The organism is Acinetobacter sp. CIP 53.82 (assembly GCF_000369465.1).
In the GTDB taxonomy this organism is placed as follows: Bacteria; Pseudomonadota; Gammaproteobacteria; order Pseudomonadales; family Moraxellaceae; genus Acinetobacter; species Acinetobacter indicus.
Map to the genome: position 1 here is coordinate 922,942 of NZ_KB850045.1, position 18,612 is coordinate 941,553.

Annotated in this window: 11 protein-coding genes and 4 pseudogenes; 6 read left to right on the forward strand and 9 right to left on the reverse strand. The window is 45.0% G+C overall.

What is annotated here, in order from left to right:
• Positions 1-152 precede the first annotated feature (152 nt).
• Positions 153-1,055: pseudogene (locus F905_RS04960) on the reverse strand (aldehyde dehydrogenase family protein); the annotation flags it as partial.
• Between the two features lie 177 nt (positions 1,056-1,232).
• Here F905_RS04960 and F905_RS04965 point away from each other — a divergent pair.
• Positions 1,233-2,079 (forward strand): annotated as a pseudogene (locus F905_RS04965) (LysR family transcriptional regulator).
• A gap of 132 nt (positions 2,080-2,211) precedes the next feature.
• Positions 2,212-2,889, forward strand: coding sequence for a type 1 glutamine amidotransferase domain-containing protein (locus F905_RS04970; RefSeq protein WP_005177934.1), 678 nt, complete (start codon positions 2,212-2,214; stop codon positions 2,887-2,889).
• Positions 2,890-2,965: 76 nt separating this feature from the next.
• On the opposite strand, the gene aliA is transcribed toward F905_RS04970, so the two are convergent.
• From aliA to F905_RS04990, 4 genes are all read right to left on the reverse strand, one after another.
• A complete protein-coding gene (gene aliA / locus F905_RS04975) occupies positions 2,966-4,621 on the reverse strand; it encodes a cyclohexanecarboxylate-CoA ligase (RefSeq protein WP_005177937.1) in 1,656 nt (551 codons plus the stop codon).
• Between the two features lie 162 nt (positions 4,622-4,783).
• Positions 4,784-5,941, reverse strand: a complete 1,158-nt coding sequence (gene aliB, locus F905_RS04980; RefSeq protein ID WP_005177939.1) for a cyclohexanecarboxyl-CoA dehydrogenase — start codon at positions 5,939-5,941, stop codon at positions 4,784-4,786.
• A 14-nt stretch (positions 5,942-5,955) separates the two neighbouring features.
• Positions 5,956-6,738: a 2-ketocyclohexanecarboxyl-CoA hydrolase gene (gene badI, locus F905_RS04985; RefSeq protein WP_005177941.1), complete on the reverse strand. Its 783-nt coding sequence runs from the start codon at positions 6,736-6,738 to the stop codon at positions 5,956-5,958.
• A 72-nt stretch (positions 6,739-6,810) separates the two neighbouring features.
• Positions 6,811-7,578, reverse strand: coding sequence for a glucose 1-dehydrogenase (locus F905_RS04990; RefSeq protein WP_005177943.1), 768 nt, complete (start codon positions 7,576-7,578; stop codon positions 6,811-6,813).
• A 424-nt stretch (positions 7,579-8,002) separates the two neighbouring features.
• On the opposite strand from F905_RS04990, the gene F905_RS04995 reads away from it, so the two are divergent.
• Positions 8,003-8,500, forward strand: coding sequence for a MarR family winged helix-turn-helix transcriptional regulator (locus tag F905_RS04995; RefSeq protein WP_005177946.1), 498 nt, complete (start codon positions 8,003-8,005; stop codon positions 8,498-8,500).
• Positions 8,501-8,591: 91 nt separating this feature from the next.
• Here the strand turns inward: F905_RS04995 and F905_RS05000 are convergent.
• Positions 8,592-9,859, reverse strand: a pseudogene (locus F905_RS05000) (MFS transporter); the annotation flags it as partial.
• Positions 9,860-10,217: 358 nt separating this feature from the next.
• Here F905_RS05000 and F905_RS05010 point away from each other — a divergent pair.
• The gene (locus F905_RS05010) at positions 10,218-11,441 is read left to right on the forward strand and encodes a CaiB/BaiF CoA transferase family protein (RefSeq protein ID WP_005177978.1); all 1,224 of its coding nucleotides are present in this window, start codon (positions 10,218-10,220) and stop codon (positions 11,439-11,441) included.
• 136 nt (positions 11,442-11,577) lie between these two features.
• A complete protein-coding gene (locus F905_RS05015; protein WP_005176703.1) occupies positions 11,578-12,729 on the forward strand; it encodes an IS4-like element ISAbe18 family transposase in 1,152 nt (383 codons plus the stop codon).
• 79 nt (positions 12,730-12,808) lie between these two features.
• Here the strand turns inward: F905_RS05015 and F905_RS05020 are convergent, their stop codons facing one another.
• Positions 12,809-14,491, reverse strand: a complete 1,683-nt coding sequence (locus F905_RS05020) for an AMP-binding protein (RefSeq protein WP_005177980.1) — start codon at positions 14,489-14,491, stop codon at positions 12,809-12,811.
• 324 nt (positions 14,492-14,815) lie between these two features.
• Between F905_RS05020 and F905_RS15590 the strand changes: the two are divergent.
• Positions 14,816-16,069, forward strand: a pseudogene (locus F905_RS15590) (MFS transporter).
• A 54-nt stretch (positions 16,070-16,123) separates the two neighbouring features.
• On the opposite strand, the gene F905_RS05030 reads toward F905_RS15590, so the two are convergent.
• Positions 16,124-17,620 carry a flavin-containing monooxygenase gene (locus F905_RS05030; RefSeq protein ID WP_005177993.1) on the reverse strand — a complete coding sequence of 499 codons (1,497 nt, stop codon included), beginning with the start codon at positions 17,618-17,620 and terminating at the stop codon, positions 16,124-16,126.
• Positions 17,621-17,632: 12 nt separating this feature from the next.
• Positions 17,633-18,472 carry an alpha/beta fold hydrolase gene (locus tag F905_RS05035; RefSeq protein ID WP_005177994.1) on the reverse strand — a complete coding sequence of 280 codons (840 nt, stop codon included), beginning with the start codon at positions 18,470-18,472 and terminating at the stop codon, positions 17,633-17,635.
• Between the last annotated feature and the right edge of the window lie 140 nt (positions 18,473-18,612).

Here is an 18,612-nt window from a genome sequence, read left to right on the forward strand (position 1 = left end):
CAGTTCCTTCGGGAGCTGGGATTAATACATATAAAGCAAAAGCTTAATCATCAAAATGAGGCTGTATTGAAACAATGATCACTGAGCCAAGTGACTCTGATTTTATAATCAGTCCAGCGTTTAAAAATCACTGATTTAATTTAAACACTAAACATCAACGCCAAAGACAGGGCCATACAACGCTGACCAGCTGCGCCAAAGGCTGCACCAACCAAGGCATTTAAGGTCTGTTCCTTATTGGCATCCGGCATCACCACCACATGGTTTTTGGCGCCCATCATTGACTGCACCCGTTTGCCATGCTGGCCTGCCAGGTTATAGACATGGGTACCGACCGCGGTTGAACCGACAAAGGAAATGGCCTTGATGTCAGAATGCGTACACAGCAGATCGACCACTTCTTTACCGCCATGCACCACATTCAGTACCCCGGCAGGAACACCGGCCTGCATCGCCAGCTCGACCAGCATCATGGTCGATAGCGGATCCTGCTCCGACGGCTTTAAAACAAAAGTATTGCCACAGACAATGACCATTGGGAACATCCACAATGGAATCATCGCCGGGAAATTAAATGGAGTAATTCCGGCACAGACACCTAAGGGTTGCTGCATGGTATAGGTATCGACCCCGCGCGCCACGCCTTCAATATATTCACCCATTTGCAGCGAACCGACCGAGCAGGCATGTTCTACCACTTCCAAGCCACGCTGAATATCACCTTCGGCATCTGCTAATGTTTTGCCCTGTTCAGCGGTCAGGACTTGTGCAATACTTTTTAAGTTTTGACGGATCAGCTCCTGCAGTTTCAGCATAATCCGCATACGGGCCTGAATAGGTGTTTCACGCCAGCTGGCAAAAGCCTGTTGGGCTGCGGCAATGGCGGTATTGACTTCTTCTGCAGTGGCAAATGGTACCTGACCCAGAACTTCCTGAGTGGCAGGATTGACAATATCCTGCCAATGGCTGGTGGTGGAGTCGATAAATTCACCATTAATCAGCAGTTTTGCCGTGGTGATGCCGGTATTCGAATGGGGATGATGAATCGCGTTCATGGTCGCTCCGTGCTGGTTTGTTATTGTCGTTTTATCTGCCTTTACTGGCTGTTTTTAACGTATTATTTTTTACGCTGTTTCAGCAGACTAACAAAGAACACTTTTGGCACCAATAGAGATTGGCGCACGACGGTTGTGCAAATTTGCACAGAGATTTAACAGGATGTTAAACATAAAATGAAAGTTGATTGGGATCACTTACGCTTTTTTCTGGTCTTGGCGCGGGCCAAAACCCTCACCAATGCTGCGCGCCTGATGGAAGTGGAACACAGCACCGTGGCACGGCGCATTCAGGCGCTGGAAAATACCTTGGGTACCCAGCTGTTTAAACGTGAAGCCAAAGGCTATGAACTGACCGCGGAAGGTCTGGCGCTGGTGCCCCGTGTCGAACAGATGGAACAGTCGTTTATCCAGATTGATAAACGCCATGACCCTTTACAGGGCCGGGTACGCATTGGTGCGCCGGAAGGTTTCGGGACGGCGTTTCTGGCCCGGCTGCTGGCGGAGTTTTCACAGCATTATCCCTCGCTGACTATTGACCTGATTCCGGTGCCCAAAACCATCAAACTTTCACATCGTGAAGCCGATATTGTCATTTCAATTGACCGGCCTAAATCTGGGCCTTACATCATTACCCGCCTCTCAAATTACTGTCTAAAACTGTACGGCAGTCAAAGCTATTTACAGCAAAATCCACCAATTCGGCAGCTAGAAGATCTGAAACAGCACCGATTTGTCGATTATATTGATGATCTGGTGTATAGCTCGGCGCTGTTTTCGCAGTAACAGTATTCTGGCCCAGCAGATTGCGGTCAGTACCGGCGCCGGACTGGCAATTTTGCCGCGATTTCTGGTGCATGATAAACCCGATCTGCAAGAAGTTCTGGGCGATCAGGTCAGTTTTACCCATACCTTCTGGATGTTGACCCTAGTTGATTTACAGCATGAGCCGAAAATCAAACTGGTCTGGGATTTCCTGCGCAAACAGGCCGATGTGCAGCAGGCCCTGTTAATGGGTACTTAAAATCCTTTGCAGTATCTGGAGATTGACACATGCCGATACAGCAACTGAACGTATCACAACACTTAGCGCCCATTACGCTTGCTAAATTAACAGCCGATGAACCGAATAATATGAACCATTCAGGAAAATGATATGAAGATTCTCATCGTGCTGACCTCTCATGACCGTCTGGGTGATACAGGCAAACAGACCGGTTTCTGGCTGGAAGAACTGGCCGCCCCTTATTATGCTTTTGTTGATGCTGGCGCCGAGGTGACCTTGGCCTCTCCTAAAGGTGGTCAACCGCCTCTTGATCCGAAAAGTAATGAACCCGATGCTCAGACCAAAGCCACTGAACGTTTTAAGGCAGATACCGCCGCCATGCAAGATCTGGCGCAGACACGCAAACTCAGTGAGGTGTCGATTGCCGATTTTGATGCCGTGTTTTATCCGGGCGGTCATGGACCCTTATGGGATTTGGCCGAAGACCCGGATTCTATCTCTTTAATTGAACAAACATTACAAGCCAATAAGCCAGTGGCGTTGGTCTGTCATGCGCCTGGAGTATTACGTCATGTCAAAGCACAGGATGGCCAACCATTGGTCAAAGGCAAGACTGTAACCGGTTTTAGTAATACAGAAGAAGATGCGGTTGGGCTGACCAATGTTGTGCCCTTTTTAGTTGAAGATATGCTGAAAGAACACGGCGGGCAATATTCAAAAGCCGAGGACTGGCAGGTGCATGTACAGCAAGATGGTTTGCTGATTACCGGACAGAATCCGGCCTCCTCAGAGGCGACCGCAGAAGCGTTATTGAAATTCTCGAAATAAGCATAGCCATCGTTTTTGTGCTTAATAGAAAACTCCTGAATGGATTATTCAGGAGTTTTGCTTTTAATGAAAGGAATTAACTGGCAGATGCAATATGCTGGGCCAGCATTTCCCGAAGTTTAAATTTCTGGATTTTCCCTGATGGGGTCATTGGAATTTCATCCCAGATTTCTAAACGCTCTGGAATATACTGAATTGCCAGATTGTGTGCTTTCAGGAACTCGACCAAATCCTTTAACTGCATGGTTTGCGTGCCTTCTTTGAGCTTCACGATGGCGCAGGCTTTCTCGCCCAGTCGCTCATCTGCATACGGAATTAACGCCACCGTTGCCACATCTGGATGTAAATAAATTAAAGATTCAACTTCGGCCACAGGAATATTTTCGCCACCGCGAATAATCACATCTTTTTTACGTCCAGCAATCCGGATATAACCTTGCTCGTCCAGATAGGCAATATCACCAGTATCGAACCAGTCATCTGCACTGGTTTCGTTTAAATGTGGGCGCTTCATATAGCCACCAAAATTGGAACAACTGCGAATCATCAGGGTGCCCGATTGATGTGGTGCTAATTCTTCACCATCATCGCCAACCACTTTCACTTCAACGCCAGGAAGTGGCAAGCCGTCGGTATTAAAGGAACGCTCATCCTCATCTTCAGGGCGGGTGGTGGTTACTGCGCCGCATTCGGTCATACCCCAAGCTGAAATGACTTTAACGCCTATATTCTGACGTGCTTTTTGTACCAAGGTGCTTGGAATCGGTGCGCCCGCACACAGGAATATTTTTAAACTGTCTAAAGTCTGATGGTTGTGTAAGACGGCTTCAGATAAATCATTTAAAAATGGGGTCGACGCCATGGTAAAAGTCACCTGATGCTGATGCATCAGCTCAATGGCGAGATTGACATCCCAGACATCCTGCAAGACGGCTTTGGCTTTTAATAAAACCGGCATGATCAGCCCATACATAAAACCGGTTTGATGTGCCATCGGTGATCCCATGAAAATCACATCATTCTGGTTTAAATGCAAACGCTTGGCATAAGGTACGATATTGGAAAATAAAGTGTTCGCAGTATGCATCACACCTTTGGGTTCACCTGTGGTACCTGAGGTAAACACCAGTTGTGCAATATCATCTGCTGTGATGGTGACATCATTCAGGGTATTCAGGATTTGTGGATCTTGATCCAGTCCATGGTTAAGCAATAAATTTTCAAAACTGTTCTCGCCTTCACCACCGACGACAATAATCTGTTCCAGGCTCTCAATATTTTTCTGTAATTGATCGGCCAGTTTTTCATGGTCAAACTTACGGAACACTTTCGGTACGATAAAGACCTTACTTTCCGTATGTTTCAGCATAAATGAAAGCTCACGCTCTCGGAAAATCGGCATCAGCGGATTCAGGATGGCACCAATCCGACGACACGCAATATACAATAAAGTGAACTCCCACCAGTTGGGGAGTTGGCAAGACACAATATCCTGTTTCTGTACACCTAACTGTTTTAATCCCAACGAAATTTTATTGGCTGTCTCCAGCATTTCCCGGTAAGTAAAACTTTGCTCTGACTGACTTTCAGTTTTATAGCTGACCAAGGCAATTTTATCTGGATCTTGCTGTACCGCTTCATTCAATGATTGAAGAATGGTCTTATTTAACCAATAACCTTGTTGCAACATTTTTTCCCGGCGTGGGGGTAAAAGAACCGCATCGAAATCCATTCTATAACTCCAATTTTATAATTATCTACCTGTTCTCTTGGTCAGACCGCACAATCGTCGTCAGCCCGAAAATTGCAGATACAAACTCTGCTATGCAGATGACTCAAACTTCTATTTGTGTCATCTGCAGGATTGATCACGCATCCACGTCATCGGTTTACATCAAGCTGGAACAGCTTTGCGTCCGGCTTTTTTACGCGCAATAATGGTTTTCATAATTTGCGCAGTGCCATCACCTATCTGGAAGCCCAGTACATCGCGCATACGCTGCTCCATCACTCCGCGGTCATAGCCTGCATGACCAAAGGTCAGTAAGCATTGATGAATCACATCATAGGCCAGTTTCGGTCCCCACCATTTACACATCCCGGCTTCAGAGGTATGCGGTAAATGGTTGTCTTTTAGCCATAACGTTTGCAGACACAATAATCGTGCAGCTTCGACCTGGGTTTCATATTCAGCCAGAGGATGCGAAATACCTTGAAATGCCGTGAGTGGCTGGCCAAAAGCTTCGCGCTGCGCTGCATATTCCCAGGCTTCATCCAGGCTCACCCGTGCTACAGCCAGTACCTGTAAACCAATTAAGGCACGGGAAAAGTCAAATCCTTGCATAACCTGGACAAACCCTTTGTTTTCATCTCCCAGGCGATGATTGACCGGAACCCGAACGTTATCAAAGAAAATGGAACCGCGACCAATGGCACGCTGGCCATGACAATCAAAACGTGTGGTGCTAATACCCGGCAAGTCCATCGGCACCAGCAATGCCGTTACGCCATGTGCACCATCTTCAACCGAACCGGTACGTCCAAACACCACCGATGCATCAGCCTGATCAGCTGCAGAAATCGAGGTTTTTTCACCATTAATGACATATTCATCTCCCTCACGTTCAATTTTTAAACGCAAGTTGGCGGCATCTGAACCCCCACGTGGCTCGGTGAGTGCAATTGAGAAAATGGCTTCACCTGCGGTCAGCTTTCTCAGCCACGGTTCCACCACCTCAGGTTGACCATGTTCCGCCAGAATCTGTCCATTTAAGGAAGCCAGCAAGTTAATATAGGAGAAACTTAAATCGGCCTTGGCCACCGCTTCATGAATAATACCCGCAGCCAGCCGGCCCATGCCCTGGCCGCCGTATTGTTCTGGAAGTTCTGGTGCAATAAAACCCATCTCGCCCATTTTTTTCACCAGGTCACGATCAAAGACACGACTTTGATCACGCGCTAAAAAACCGGGTGCAATATATTTTTGTGCAAATTTTTCAACCGTTTCTGCTAAAAATGCCAGTTCTTCCGTGATATAAGGATTTTGAGTCATACGTATTTTCCTTATTATTTATAAAATTTACGAAATTCAGGCTGGCGTTTTTCTTTAAGTGCATTAACGCCTTCGCGCGATTCTTCTGTGTCGTAATACAGTTTCAGGGCATACATGCCCATCCCGGCAATTCCGGCCTGATGTGCGGTATCCATATTGAAACTGCGTTTGGCAATGGCAATTGCTGTCGGACTACGCTGACAGATTTCTTCTGCCCATGCCTGTACTTCGGCATCCAGCTGATCAGCCGGTACGCACTTATTGGCCAGCCCGATTTCAACCGCTTCCTGACCGCTATAACGGCGGCACAAGTACCAGATTTCACGGGCTTTTTTCTCGCCGACGACACGCGCCAGATATGCTGTGCCATAGCCCGGATCGACAGAGCCCATTTTGGGACCGACCTGGCCAAAAATCGCTTTTTCAGAACAGATGGTCAGGTCACAAATGGTCGCCAGCACATTCCCGCCACCAATTGCATAACCTTGTACACGGGCAATCACCGGTTTGGGCACATCACGGATGGCGGTATGTAATTCTTCCATCGGTAGGCCAATGGTGCCGCGTCCATCATAATTACCATCATGTGCAGACTGGTCACCGCCAGTACAGAAAGCTTTTTCACCTGCTCCTGCCAGGACAATGGCACCCACATCCCGGTCATAGCCTGCCTTATTTAAAGCCTTGATTAGCTCATCACACGTGGTCCCGCGAAAGGCATTCATTTTTTCGGGGCGGTTAATGGTGATCCAGGCCACGCCGTTTTTCACTTCATATAAAATATCTTCAAAATTCATGGTTATACTTCCTGTATTAATCCTATCTGTACTCATCTGATTTTATTTTTGACCTTTAATGCGGGTTTCGACTTAGCCACTCATGGTTAAACCACCTGAAACACTCAGCACCTGTCCGGTAATAAAGCTGGCATCTTCACTTAAAAAGAAGGCAATTGCAGAGGCCAAATCTTCAGGTTGCCCCAAACGGCCCAGTGGAATTGAGCGGATAAAGGCTTCCCGTAATTTTTCCGGATTCGATGCACCTTCGGTCACGCCAGCCAAGAGTGCTGTATCGGTTGGACCCGGGCAAATCACATTAATCTTGATGTTATGACGCGAATGCTCACGTGCCAGCGTTTTCGAAAATGACAGCAGTCCACCTTTACAGGCCGCATAAACCGCTTCACCTGAAGAACCGACGCGCGCAGCATCTGATGCAATATTGACGATACTGCCCGTATTACGCTCAACCATGCCCTTCAGGACAGCAAAATGCATATTCAGCATACCAACCAGATTAATCTGGATCAGCTTGTCCCATTCCTGTGGATTGGTTTTAACAAAAGGCTTAAAAATATCCCAACCGGCATTATTGACTAGGCCATCTACCGGCCCCAGCTGGCTTTCGACCTGCTGTACAGCCTGCTCAACTGTATTGTGATTGGTAATATCACACTGTACTGCCAATGCCTGACCGTTCTGCTGGTTAATCTCCTGCGCCAACTGCTCTGCTGCGGTCATATTCATATCAAAGATTGCGACTTTAGCGCCCTCTTCTGCCAGCCGGCGACAGGTTGCTGAACCAATTCCACCTGCACCGCCTGTCACAATAACCACTTTATCCTTTAAGCCTTTCATTTATGTCTCCCTGCGCTGTTCTTATGCCAATTTGCCTGGCCGTTTTTTATTCAATACCCATGTTCTTTACAATAGGAGTAGAATAATTTTATGTCAATACATTTACATAAAATAAAATTTAAAATTAATTTAAATTAAATATATCAATTATTTATGATTTATTAAAAATAAATACATTGACATAAATTGGCTTTAATCTTAAGTTTTATGCGTAAAGCAAGCAGATGTGACAGAACCAAGAAAGAGGAAGGATCATCTATACAGTACTGAACGGAGGCGCAAAAATGTGGGCACGACCAGCAAAGGAAAATTGCTGATCCCCTCTGAATTACAGCCAGATAGAAAACAGAGTCTGATTTATACAAGATACCTTTTGGGTATAATGCAGCTTATTGAATGAATTTGATCAGGGTGGTCTTTTAGAATGACTGATGCTCTAACAAAAAAATATGATCAATCCTTATATTCCGCCCACAATAGACTTTTTTTTAGACTGTTTCAGGTGGGAAATACACTGGACCGCAAATGCTCCAACGAATTGGGGATTTCTCCGGTGCACTGGGCAGTTTTAGGGGCTTTGTCTCGCCCACGGGTTCTATCCGGAATGTCATTTTCCGATTTAACCGACTATCTGGGTGTGAGCCGTCAAAACCTGGATGCCGTATTAAAACGGCTGGAACGCGAAGGTCTGGTACAGCGCGTGATTAATGAGCAGGACCGCCGTGCAAAAAATGTTGCGCTGACCGATGCAGGTCTTAAAACCTGGGACAGCCTGCAAGATGACTTCTTTAATTTTTATGGCCAAGCCTTAAACACATTGGCCTTTGATGATGTGGTAACTCTGATTCACCTGTTAAATAAAGTGAATGATGGGCTAAAGAGCATTCAAATTGCCCAGAAGAATACCGCTTCGGACGTTTGATTAAACATTGAAGATAAGACTTCTGGAATCAAAAAAAATGAGCCTTGCAAGGCTCATTTTTTATTACTTGATCAGCTGATTTACAACTATAAGCCTTTTGCGGATCGTATTGACGATCTTTAATAAAGATTCCTGATACTGCACCACATAAGAAATAGGCGCCGCCCATAATCAGGAAGCCTAAACCAATTGATCCACCGCTCGCCGCTGCACCAATAATTGCAGGTGCAAACATGGCGCCAATACGCCCGGCATTATAGGCACCGCCAACCGCGGTACCACGAATGGAAGTTGCAAAACTTTCAGTCATATACGTCGCATTAATGGCATACGGAATACCGTACAGGAAACCAAAGAAAATGAGCAGATAGGCAATATTGTCCGGGCTATTAAACAGCACAATCACTGGCAGGAAGATCGCGGTCCCAATTGCACCAAAGGAAAATACCAAACGACCGCCTAAACGGTCTGCAGCAAAACCGGCCAGAACTTTACCGAAAATCATGGCGACATAGGTCCCAATCATATAGCCCGCCATTGATTTAAAATCCATATGTAACTCGGATTCTAAATAAGCTGGCATCCAGTTGTTTACTCCGTAATAGCCAAACTGTAAAAAGCCGGCAGTGAGAATCCATAAAATAAACATTCTACGGTTACGCGGGTCTGCAAAAATCTCTTTAACTGTACTCTTTTTCTCAGGCTGTTTGACTTGAGTTTCAGCAGGCCCATACAAGCGCTGTAATCTTGCACGTTGCCAAGATTCTGGTTCTGGCACCAGTTTCTGAATAAAAATCGCCAGCACCGATGGAATAATGGCAATAAAGAACAGCATACGCCAGCCATATTCCGGAATAATCCAGCCGGCCAGTACGGTTGCCACAATATAACCCATTGTCCAGCCGGCTTGCAGGGTTCCCAATACTGTGGTGCGATATTCGGTCGGTACATACTCTGCCATGAGTGTATTCGCTGCAATATACAGTGAACCAATACCAAAGGCAGACAAAAAGCGCAGAATGGCGAACTGTTCAAAATTTTGGGTAAAGCCCAGTGCGGCTGTTAAAATTGAAAAGATTAAGATTGAAATCACTACCGTCCGAACCCGACCCAACCGGTCGCAGGCCAGCCACCAAGAAAACCACCTACGGCCATGCCGGCCAGCGTCGCGCTTCCCAGGGCACCAGCCTGTAAATTGCTTAAGCCAAATTCTGCTTTCAGACTGTTTAAGCTAAAGGAGAGCAAGAGCATGTCTGCCCCATCGACCAGCAGCGCCAGAAAGGCAAATACAAATGTAATTTGCTGGGTTCTTTTGGTGGTGGGTTGAATCTTTTTTAGCTCAGTTACCAAATCCGTCATGAATTAAATATCCTTGTTCTTTCTATTCCTTGTTTATTTTTCAGTTGCTTATCGCTCACGAAGTTCCTGATGTGAGCCTATTGTTGTGCTGCGTTTTTCAATCCATAGCTGTGCTGCTCCTGATCTTTTTGTTGCTGTCATGAAGACTTCTCAGCCTCTGTTTGTTTTTTGGTCGTTCTTTTTAGCTCACTCAGGGTAGACAAGATAAAAGTAATTTTAAACAAATTTTGATATATTATTTTGTTATACGAAATTAACGGTCGAATAGTTGAGTTTTGGATCGTTTTAATATAGGTTTACTGTGATTATTAAAATATGTAGACATGAAATAAAAACGGAACAAGGAGTGTGAGAATAGATGGGTGCTTTAACAGGCTTTCGGGTATTGGATCTCAGCCGTATTTTGGCTGGACCTTGGTGTAGTCAAATTCTGGCCGATCTGGGTGCAGAAGTAATTAAAATTGAAAAGCCTGATCATGGCGATGATACGCGCATCTGGGGACCGCCCTGGCTTAAAAACAACCAGCAACAAGATACCCATGAATCTGCCTATTATCTTTCGGCCAATCGTGGCAAACATTCCGTAGCTGTTGATCTATCAACCCCGGAAGGCCAGCAGATTATTAAAAAAATTGCTGAAACCAGTGATGTGGTCATTGAAAACTATAAAGCCGGTTCTTTGAAAAAATATGGTCTGGACTATGAAAGCCTGAGCCATATAAACCCGCGTCTGGTGTATTGTTCGATTACCGGTTTTGGCCAGCATGGTCCACGTGCTCATGAACCGGGTTATGACTTTATTATTCAAGGCATGGGCGGCATGATGAGCGTTACCGGTGAACGCGATGATTTACCCGGTGGCGGCCCGCAAAAAGCTGGATTGGCTTTTGCCGATCTGACCACCGGTTTATATTCTGCAATTGCCATTCAGGCCGCCTTACTGTCGCGTGAAAAAACCGGTGAAGGCCAACATATTGATATGGCCCTGTTAGATACTCAGGTGGCCTCTTTATCGGTGCTGGCCATGAATTATTTGACCTCAGGCAAAGTGCCGGGCCGTTTTGGTAATGCACATGCCAATATTGTGCCTTATCAGGTGTTTAAGGCACAGGAAGGCGAATTTATTATTGCCTGCGGCAATGACCAGCAGTTCTTGGCGCTGTGTGATGCCATAGGCCTACCTGAAGTACCGAAAGATCCGCGTTTTAGTCGCAACTCTGGCCGAGTGATGCATCGTGAAGAAGTCACCCAAATTTTACAGCAACATTTTTATACCCAACCGGCCAAAACTTGGGTCGATTTAATTCACGCCGTCAAGGTCCCTGTGGGCATGATCAATAACCTGCAACAGACTCTGGAAGAAGAACAGGTGCTGGCACGTGAAATGGTAATTCAGATGCCGCATACCCTGCGCGAAGATTACACCTCAATTGGCTCGCCAATTAAACTGTCCAAAACCCCGGTTGAATATAAAAAAGCCCCACCGTGCTTAGGTGAAGATACCGACAATATCTTAAGCCAGTTTTTAAGCGCAGAAGAAATGCAGGCATATAAAGCCAAAAAGATTATCCAGCAGCGCTAAGGCGGCATCCCACCGACAATAAAAAAGGAATCCTCAGATCACTGCTGTCCCATAGTTTGCTTTAAATAAAAAAACCTGAGTCCTAACAGTTAAAATATGAGTGCAAACAAACACTTTAACGACCAGGATTCAGGTTTTGTCACATCAGAATACCGTATTTCATGAGCTAATTAAACCTGTTGTGCGACAGGATTTTGAACAACTTGCTAAAGTACACCATGTTGGACAGAAATTTAGAGCGGCTTCCCGGTGGGATCAGTTTATTGCCATATTGATGTCTCAATTCTCTTGTAGGCAAAGTCTGAGAGATATTCAATCCAATTTGGAGTGCCAACAGGAAAAGCTAAGTCATCTCGGAGCAAAGTCTATTCCCCGAAGCACGCTGGCACGAATCAATGAGCAGCAGCCTGCTGCCTTGTATCAACAGCTATTTTACAAGTTGCTTAAATACTATGAACACTCAAAAGTAGCTCATAAATTTCGCTTTAAGAATCCCTTGTATTCCTTGGATGCCAGTCATATTGACCTGTCGCTTTCCTTATGTGAATGGGCCAAAGTTCACGACTCAAAAGCCAGCATGAAACTCAGTATAGGATTGAATCACAGCAATGATATTCCTGAGTTTGTTGCAGTTGAAAATGGCAAAGAAAATGACATGGTACAAGGCCGCAAATTCCAGTTTCCTGCTGGCAGCATTGTAGTTTTTGATAAAGGCTATGTCGATTACCAATGGTATGCAAATCTGACTGCTCAAAACATTGGATTTGTCACACGTTTTAGGCCTAAATCTGTGTATCAGGTGATCCAGCAACATCCAGTGCTTGAATCCAAAGGTATTCTAAAAGATGAAACCATTCAGCTGAATAGCGCACATGCCCTAAAAAGAAAAGCCCCAGTGTTAAGAAGAATTGAATATAGAGATCAGCAAAGTGGCAAGCACTTTAGCTTTCTCAGCAATAACTTTCATTTAGCCGCCTCCACCATTGCGGCGATTTATAAAGATCGTTGGAAAGTTGAGCTGTTCTTTAAGGCGATTAAGCAGAATCTCAAATTAAAAGCGTTTCTAGGCCGCAGCAGGAACGCAATTCAGACACAAATCTGGATTGCGATGATCGCCTATTTATTGGTGAGTTTCGCTCGACATTTAGGAAAAACAGGTTGGACAGTTCAACGTTTACTCAGAATAATTCAAGTGAATTTGTTTGAAAGAAGAACTTTAAAAGCTTTATTTTCACCCGATAAAATACCCATAAAACAAGAGGAAGCTCAAATGAGCTTCCTCTTGTGAAAAATTGTGGGACAGCAATGATCCTCAGATTCCTTTTTTATTGGAGAGTTTCCTCTCCTACGTCTCTCTTAAATCTGAACTAGCAGGCTGTAGCATCCGCCTGATGGGTTTTCGGCAATTCCCGACGCAAGATTTTTCCGACTGCAGATTTTGGCAGCTCCGCCACAAACTCAATATATTTAGGCAGTTTATAACTGGTTAAATGCTGTCTTAAATAAGCCATGACTTCATCTTCGCTCAGGCTAGCATCCTGTTTAACAATAAATGCTTTCGGGACCTGACCAGACTTTTCATCATCAATTCCAATCACGGCACTTTCTAACACTTTGACATGTTGAGACAGCACATATTCCAGTTCATTCGGATACACATTAAAGCCAGACACCAGAATCATGTCTTTTTTACGGTCAAGGATACTGATATAGCCCTGTTCATTCATACAGCCAATATCGCCAGTCAGGAAAAAGCCATCTTTGGTAAATACCTGCGCCGTGGCTTCCGGTTGCTGCCAATAGCCTTTCATCACCTGTGGACCGCGAATGGCAATTTCTCCAGCTTGGTTAATCGCTACCGGTTGGCCTGCATCATCCAGAATCAGAATATCGGTACCTGCCAAAGGTAAACCGATGGTGCCACTAAAACGCTGGCTTAAAGGCGGGTTAAAAGTTGCAGTCGGTGAAGTTTCGGATAAACCATAGCCTTCATAAATATAACGGCCTGTGACTTCATACCACAGGTCAGCTGTGGCTTTCAGTACCGGCGCACCCCCACCGGTGGTGGTCTTCAGCTGACGATGATCCAGACTTCTAAAACGTGGATGATGTGCCAAGGCATTAAACATGGTGTTTACCCCCGGAAAAACTGTCGGAGGATGCTTGGCATACTGGTCAATTAAAGCGTCTAAATCTCTCGGATTCGGAATCAGCACATTGGCAAAACCACGGCTCAGACCATAACTGAACAGACAGATGGTAAACCCATAAATATGGTAGAGCGGCAAGGCACAAAATACATATTCATGTTCTTCTGCCATCCGGTCGCCAAAATGGCTAATAAACACGGTACTGTTCTGGGCAATATTAAATAAAATATTGCGGTGACTCAGTTCAGCGCCTTTAGATAAACCCGTTGTGCCACCGGTATATTGCAGAATGACTGTGTCATTTTGCTGTTGGGGTGGTGTTTTAAAATCAATCGTGTCGACCTGATCAAGTGCCTGCTTAAAATCAAAGAATGTCTTGGCCGGATATTGCGCTGCCTGTGGATGCACTGCGGTATCTTGCGCTTTCACCAGATCCAGTGGATGGGTCGAAATCACATATTTAAGCGTCTGGCATTCATCCCGATCCTTGAGCTGATCTAAAGTCTGATTCAGGATAAATAAAGCTTCTGCACCAGAATCCTGCAACTGATGATACAGCTCGCGCTGGGTATACATCGGATTGACATTCACCAGAATATAACCGGCACGAATAATGGCAAAGGTTGCAATTGGATACTGAATAATATTTGGCAGCATCACCGCAATACGGCTACCCGCCTCTAGCCCCAAATTCTGTAAAAAGGTCGCCATTTTCTGGCTATACACATCAATATCATGATAACTGAACTTTTTATCTAAATAGATAAAGGCTGTTTTATCCTGAAATTTCTCTAGATTTTCAGCGATGGTCTGACTCAAGGTCTGGGTGGGATCTGGCTGAGTAAATTCAGGATTTACATTCCATTTTTGATATTCAGCAATCCATGGCTGTGTGCTCATTGAAGCTCTCTCCTATCGCTTTCGTTCTTTTATTTTGTATAGTGAAACTATATTTTGTATTATTTGATAATAGCTTTAAATTCGACCTTCGATCAATGCTTGATCGGCTTTTTAGCAATTTTTTACAAATTAAAATCAATCATTAGTGGTGATATTTTAGTCTTTGGTCTAAAAATAAAGAAAAACAAGATTTCTCTATACGAAATATAAGGTTTTTTGCTGAAAACTAAACTCATGAATAATGAGTAATAACCATGAAAAATTATTCATAAAACAAGAACGAATGATGAAAGGATATCAGTGATGACGCAAAAAGCTTCAGTGATGGTGGCTGAGCAGGTACAAGCTCAGCCAGAGAAAATATGGAAAACCGCTTTTATTTTATGTTTTTTTATTCTGCTTGCCGACGGGATTGATCTGGCTTTTCTCGCCTACAGCCTGACCAGTATTAAAGCAGAATTTAACCTTACTACTTCAGGCCGGTGCGCTGGGCAGCTGGAGTCTGGTGGGTGGTGTAATTGGCGGTCTGATTGGCGGATGAGCCTGTGACCGATTTGGCCGGGTTAAAGTTATTGTATTTTATATGATTCTGGCCTCAAGTTTGTCCTGTACCTTGGGTTTTGTCGATTCCTAGTATCAGTTTCTGATTGTGCGGAGTATTGCAGCCATTGGCCTTGGCTCACTTTATATTGCCTGTAATACTTTAATGTCCGAGTATGTGCCGACCAAATATCGAACTACGGTACTTGCGGCTTTAATGACCGGTTTTACCCTGGGTTCATTATGTGCCACTTTGCTGGCCGGCTGGATTATTCCTGAGTATGGCTGGCGTATGCTGTACTGGATTACGATTTTCCCTATTTTTCTTGCCTTTTTAATGTACTTTCTGGTGCCGGAGCCTGAATCCTGGTTACGTTCTCGTGAGCTCAAGCGTCAGGAAGCTTTACATAGCAAAGTGAAAATCAAAAAATAGAATCCTTATCTGGTCATCTTAAAAGACAAAAAACATCGCTGGATGTTTATGCTGTGGATTTTAAGTGCCGGTGCCCTTCAGTTCGGTTACGCAGGTTTAAGTAACTGGCTTCCTGCATATCTGGAGTCTGACTTGGCATCAGTTTTAAAGAAATGACCGGTTATATGGTCGGCACATTTCTAATCATGATTTTTGCCAAAGTGGTGGCCGGCATTCTGGCAGACCGTTTTGGCCGCCGTGCGTTATTTGCCTTTGGCACCATGGGAACGGCATTATTTTTGCCGGTCATTATCTACTTTAATACCCCCACCAATATTTTATATTTGATGCTGATGTTTGGCTTTCTCTATGGCATGCCTTTTGCCATTAATGCCACCTATATGACTGAAAGTTTTCCGACCTCCATTCGCGGTACGGCAGTCGGTGGTGCATTTAATATTGGCCGAATTGGTGCGGTATTTGCGCCCTTAACCATTGGTTATTTTGCCCAAGGCGGTTCTATTGGAACGGGCTTACTGATTATGGCTGCGGCCTATTTTATCTGCGGTCTGATACCTGCGCTATTTATTAAAGATCGTTTATACGATCCGCAAAAGGCCAATTAAACATATTAAAAAACCAGTCTGATGACTGGTTTTTTTATAGCTCACATACGCCATTTAAACAGCATTCTGCTGAGGATTCTCAATATAGTGAAAGTGATAGCCACTGCGCATAAACTGCCGGTTCTTGTCTCTAAAAGAATGAGCAAAGTCTGGCCAGATTAAGGTCAGTTTGCGGCTGACCGGATCAAGATACCAGCTTTTACAGCCTTCCGACAGCCAGACACTGCCCTGAGACAGCTGCTGTAATTGCTCCATATAGGCATCTTCTGCGGCCTGATCTGCTTCAAACACCTGAATCTGTTCCTGTTCAAAAAATTGCAGTGCATCCAGCACCAGATCAAACTGCACTTCCAGAAAATACAAGGCAGAATTATGCCCACTGCCGGTATTCGGTCCATTTAAAATAAACAGATTGGGGAAGTTATGTACTGTGGTCGACTGATAACCCTGCATGCCACTTGACCACTGCTGTTCCAGACTTAAGCCATGTTTACCCAGCACTTTTGCTGCATACGGTGGCCGTGCCGCTTCAAAACCGGTGGCGAAAATAATTACATCGGCTGGGAAATATTGTCCTGACTGGCTGATCACGCCTTCTGGTGTGACTTCTGCCAGCGCGGAATCTTCCAGCGTGACATGCGGCTGTAAAAAAGTTGGATAATAGGTATTTGATAATAAAACCCGCTTACAGCCCGGCTCATAATGTGGTGTCAGTTTACGCTGTAATTCAGCATCATCAATCTGCTGTTTTAGAAACTGTAAGCAGGATTTTTTGACCCGCTGAATATGACTTTTTAAATTACGGCGCTGGGCAAAATTAAACTCATTATCCCAGAACAAGGAATGGCGTAAAGCCGCCATACTTTCCGGATCTTTACGAAACAGCTGTTTTTCCGTTTCGCTATAAGGCCGGTCCGGTCGCGGTAAAATATAGGGTGCACTGCGCTGCAACACGGTTAGGTTTTTGGCAAGTTTCGCCACTTCCGGCACCAGCTGAATTGCTGATGCGCCGGAACCGACCACCACCACGTGTTGATCAGCCAAATCAACCTGATGATTCCAGCGTGCAGAATGCATCACCTGCCCCTGAAATTGAGCCAAACCGGGAATATCCGGGAGATACTCATCGGCCAGATGCCCTGTGGCGGTAATTAAAAACTCGGCCTGATACGCTCCTTGTGAAGTCTGAATTTCCCAGATTCTTTGTGCTGTATTCCAGTGGGCTTTTTCCAGTGCTGTATTAAAATCAATATACGGGCGGATTTGCTCCTGATCACAACATTGAACCAGATAACGCTGGATTTCTGCTCCTTGCGGAAAAATACGCGACCAGTACGGATTTTTAATAAAAGAAAAAGAATACAGATGCGACGGCACATCACAAGCCACACCCGGATAGGTATTATCCCGCCAGGTTCCACCGACTTCTGTTGCCCGTTCAATGATTTTAAAATCATCGATGCCCTGTTGTTTGAGCCGAATGGCCATGCCCAAGCCACCAAAACCGCTACCGACAATTAAAATTTTGCTACGCTGTACATGAGCTTGCATGCTGCTTCTCCTTTAAGGTGCAAATCGCTGGATTTTCTGGTTAATCGGATATTGCTCGGGATGCTGATTAAACTGGTTAATCAGCTGCACAATCTCCGCCGGTGCTTCTATATGCAAGGCATGTCCGGAATGAATTTCGACATAACGGCTGCGTTCAATCGAGGCAAACAGTAACTTGGCTTGAGCCAAAGGAATCATGCGGTCTTCATGACAGGCCACAATTAAGGTATCTGCGGTAATATCAGCCAGAATATTGCTGATATCGAGGTGATAGTTCATTTCACGCTGTCTGGCTGCATCAGCAGAGGGCGTAACAAAGCGTGCCAGCTCCAGAACCTGCTGTTCAGTGCGTAAAGACAGGTAGTGATCACTGTATAAACAGTAATTTACAAAATGTGGCAATGCCTTGGATTGTTCATTAAATAACTGCTGCCAGATGGTATTGCGCAGTTGCTGCACCGAACTGGTTTTGACCCATCCTGCCAATAAAATCAACTGTGAAATTCGTTGTTGTAACTTGGCCGCGACCTGGGCGGCAATCACAGCACCTAAAGAATAACCGACCACGGTAATCGGTTCATTCTCCGCCACTGCATGCTGAATTAAAGCTTCTACCTGCTCGCTAAAATCTGTCAGCTTTAAATCCGCTTTCTCTGGTGTATAAAGGTCAATCGAGAGCACGCGCTGATGAATGCCCAGCATCGGGAAAATATAATTAAAATGTTTTTGGGTATTACCACCCGTACCATGAATTAAAATGATGGTTGGATGTACGGAGGACTGGCCGACTTCATGATAGGTCAGCTGGGTACTCGCATAGGGAAACTGTTGTGAACGTGCGTCTAATTCCATATAGACTCCTGATCTTGTTATTTTATCTGCAATTGATCTGGTAAAATTCTACTTGTGATGCTCTTCAAGCAATGAAACCTGAACTATTTTTGCTATAGAGAACAGGCTTAAAAAAATACACCCACAGTAGGCTCTCTCTG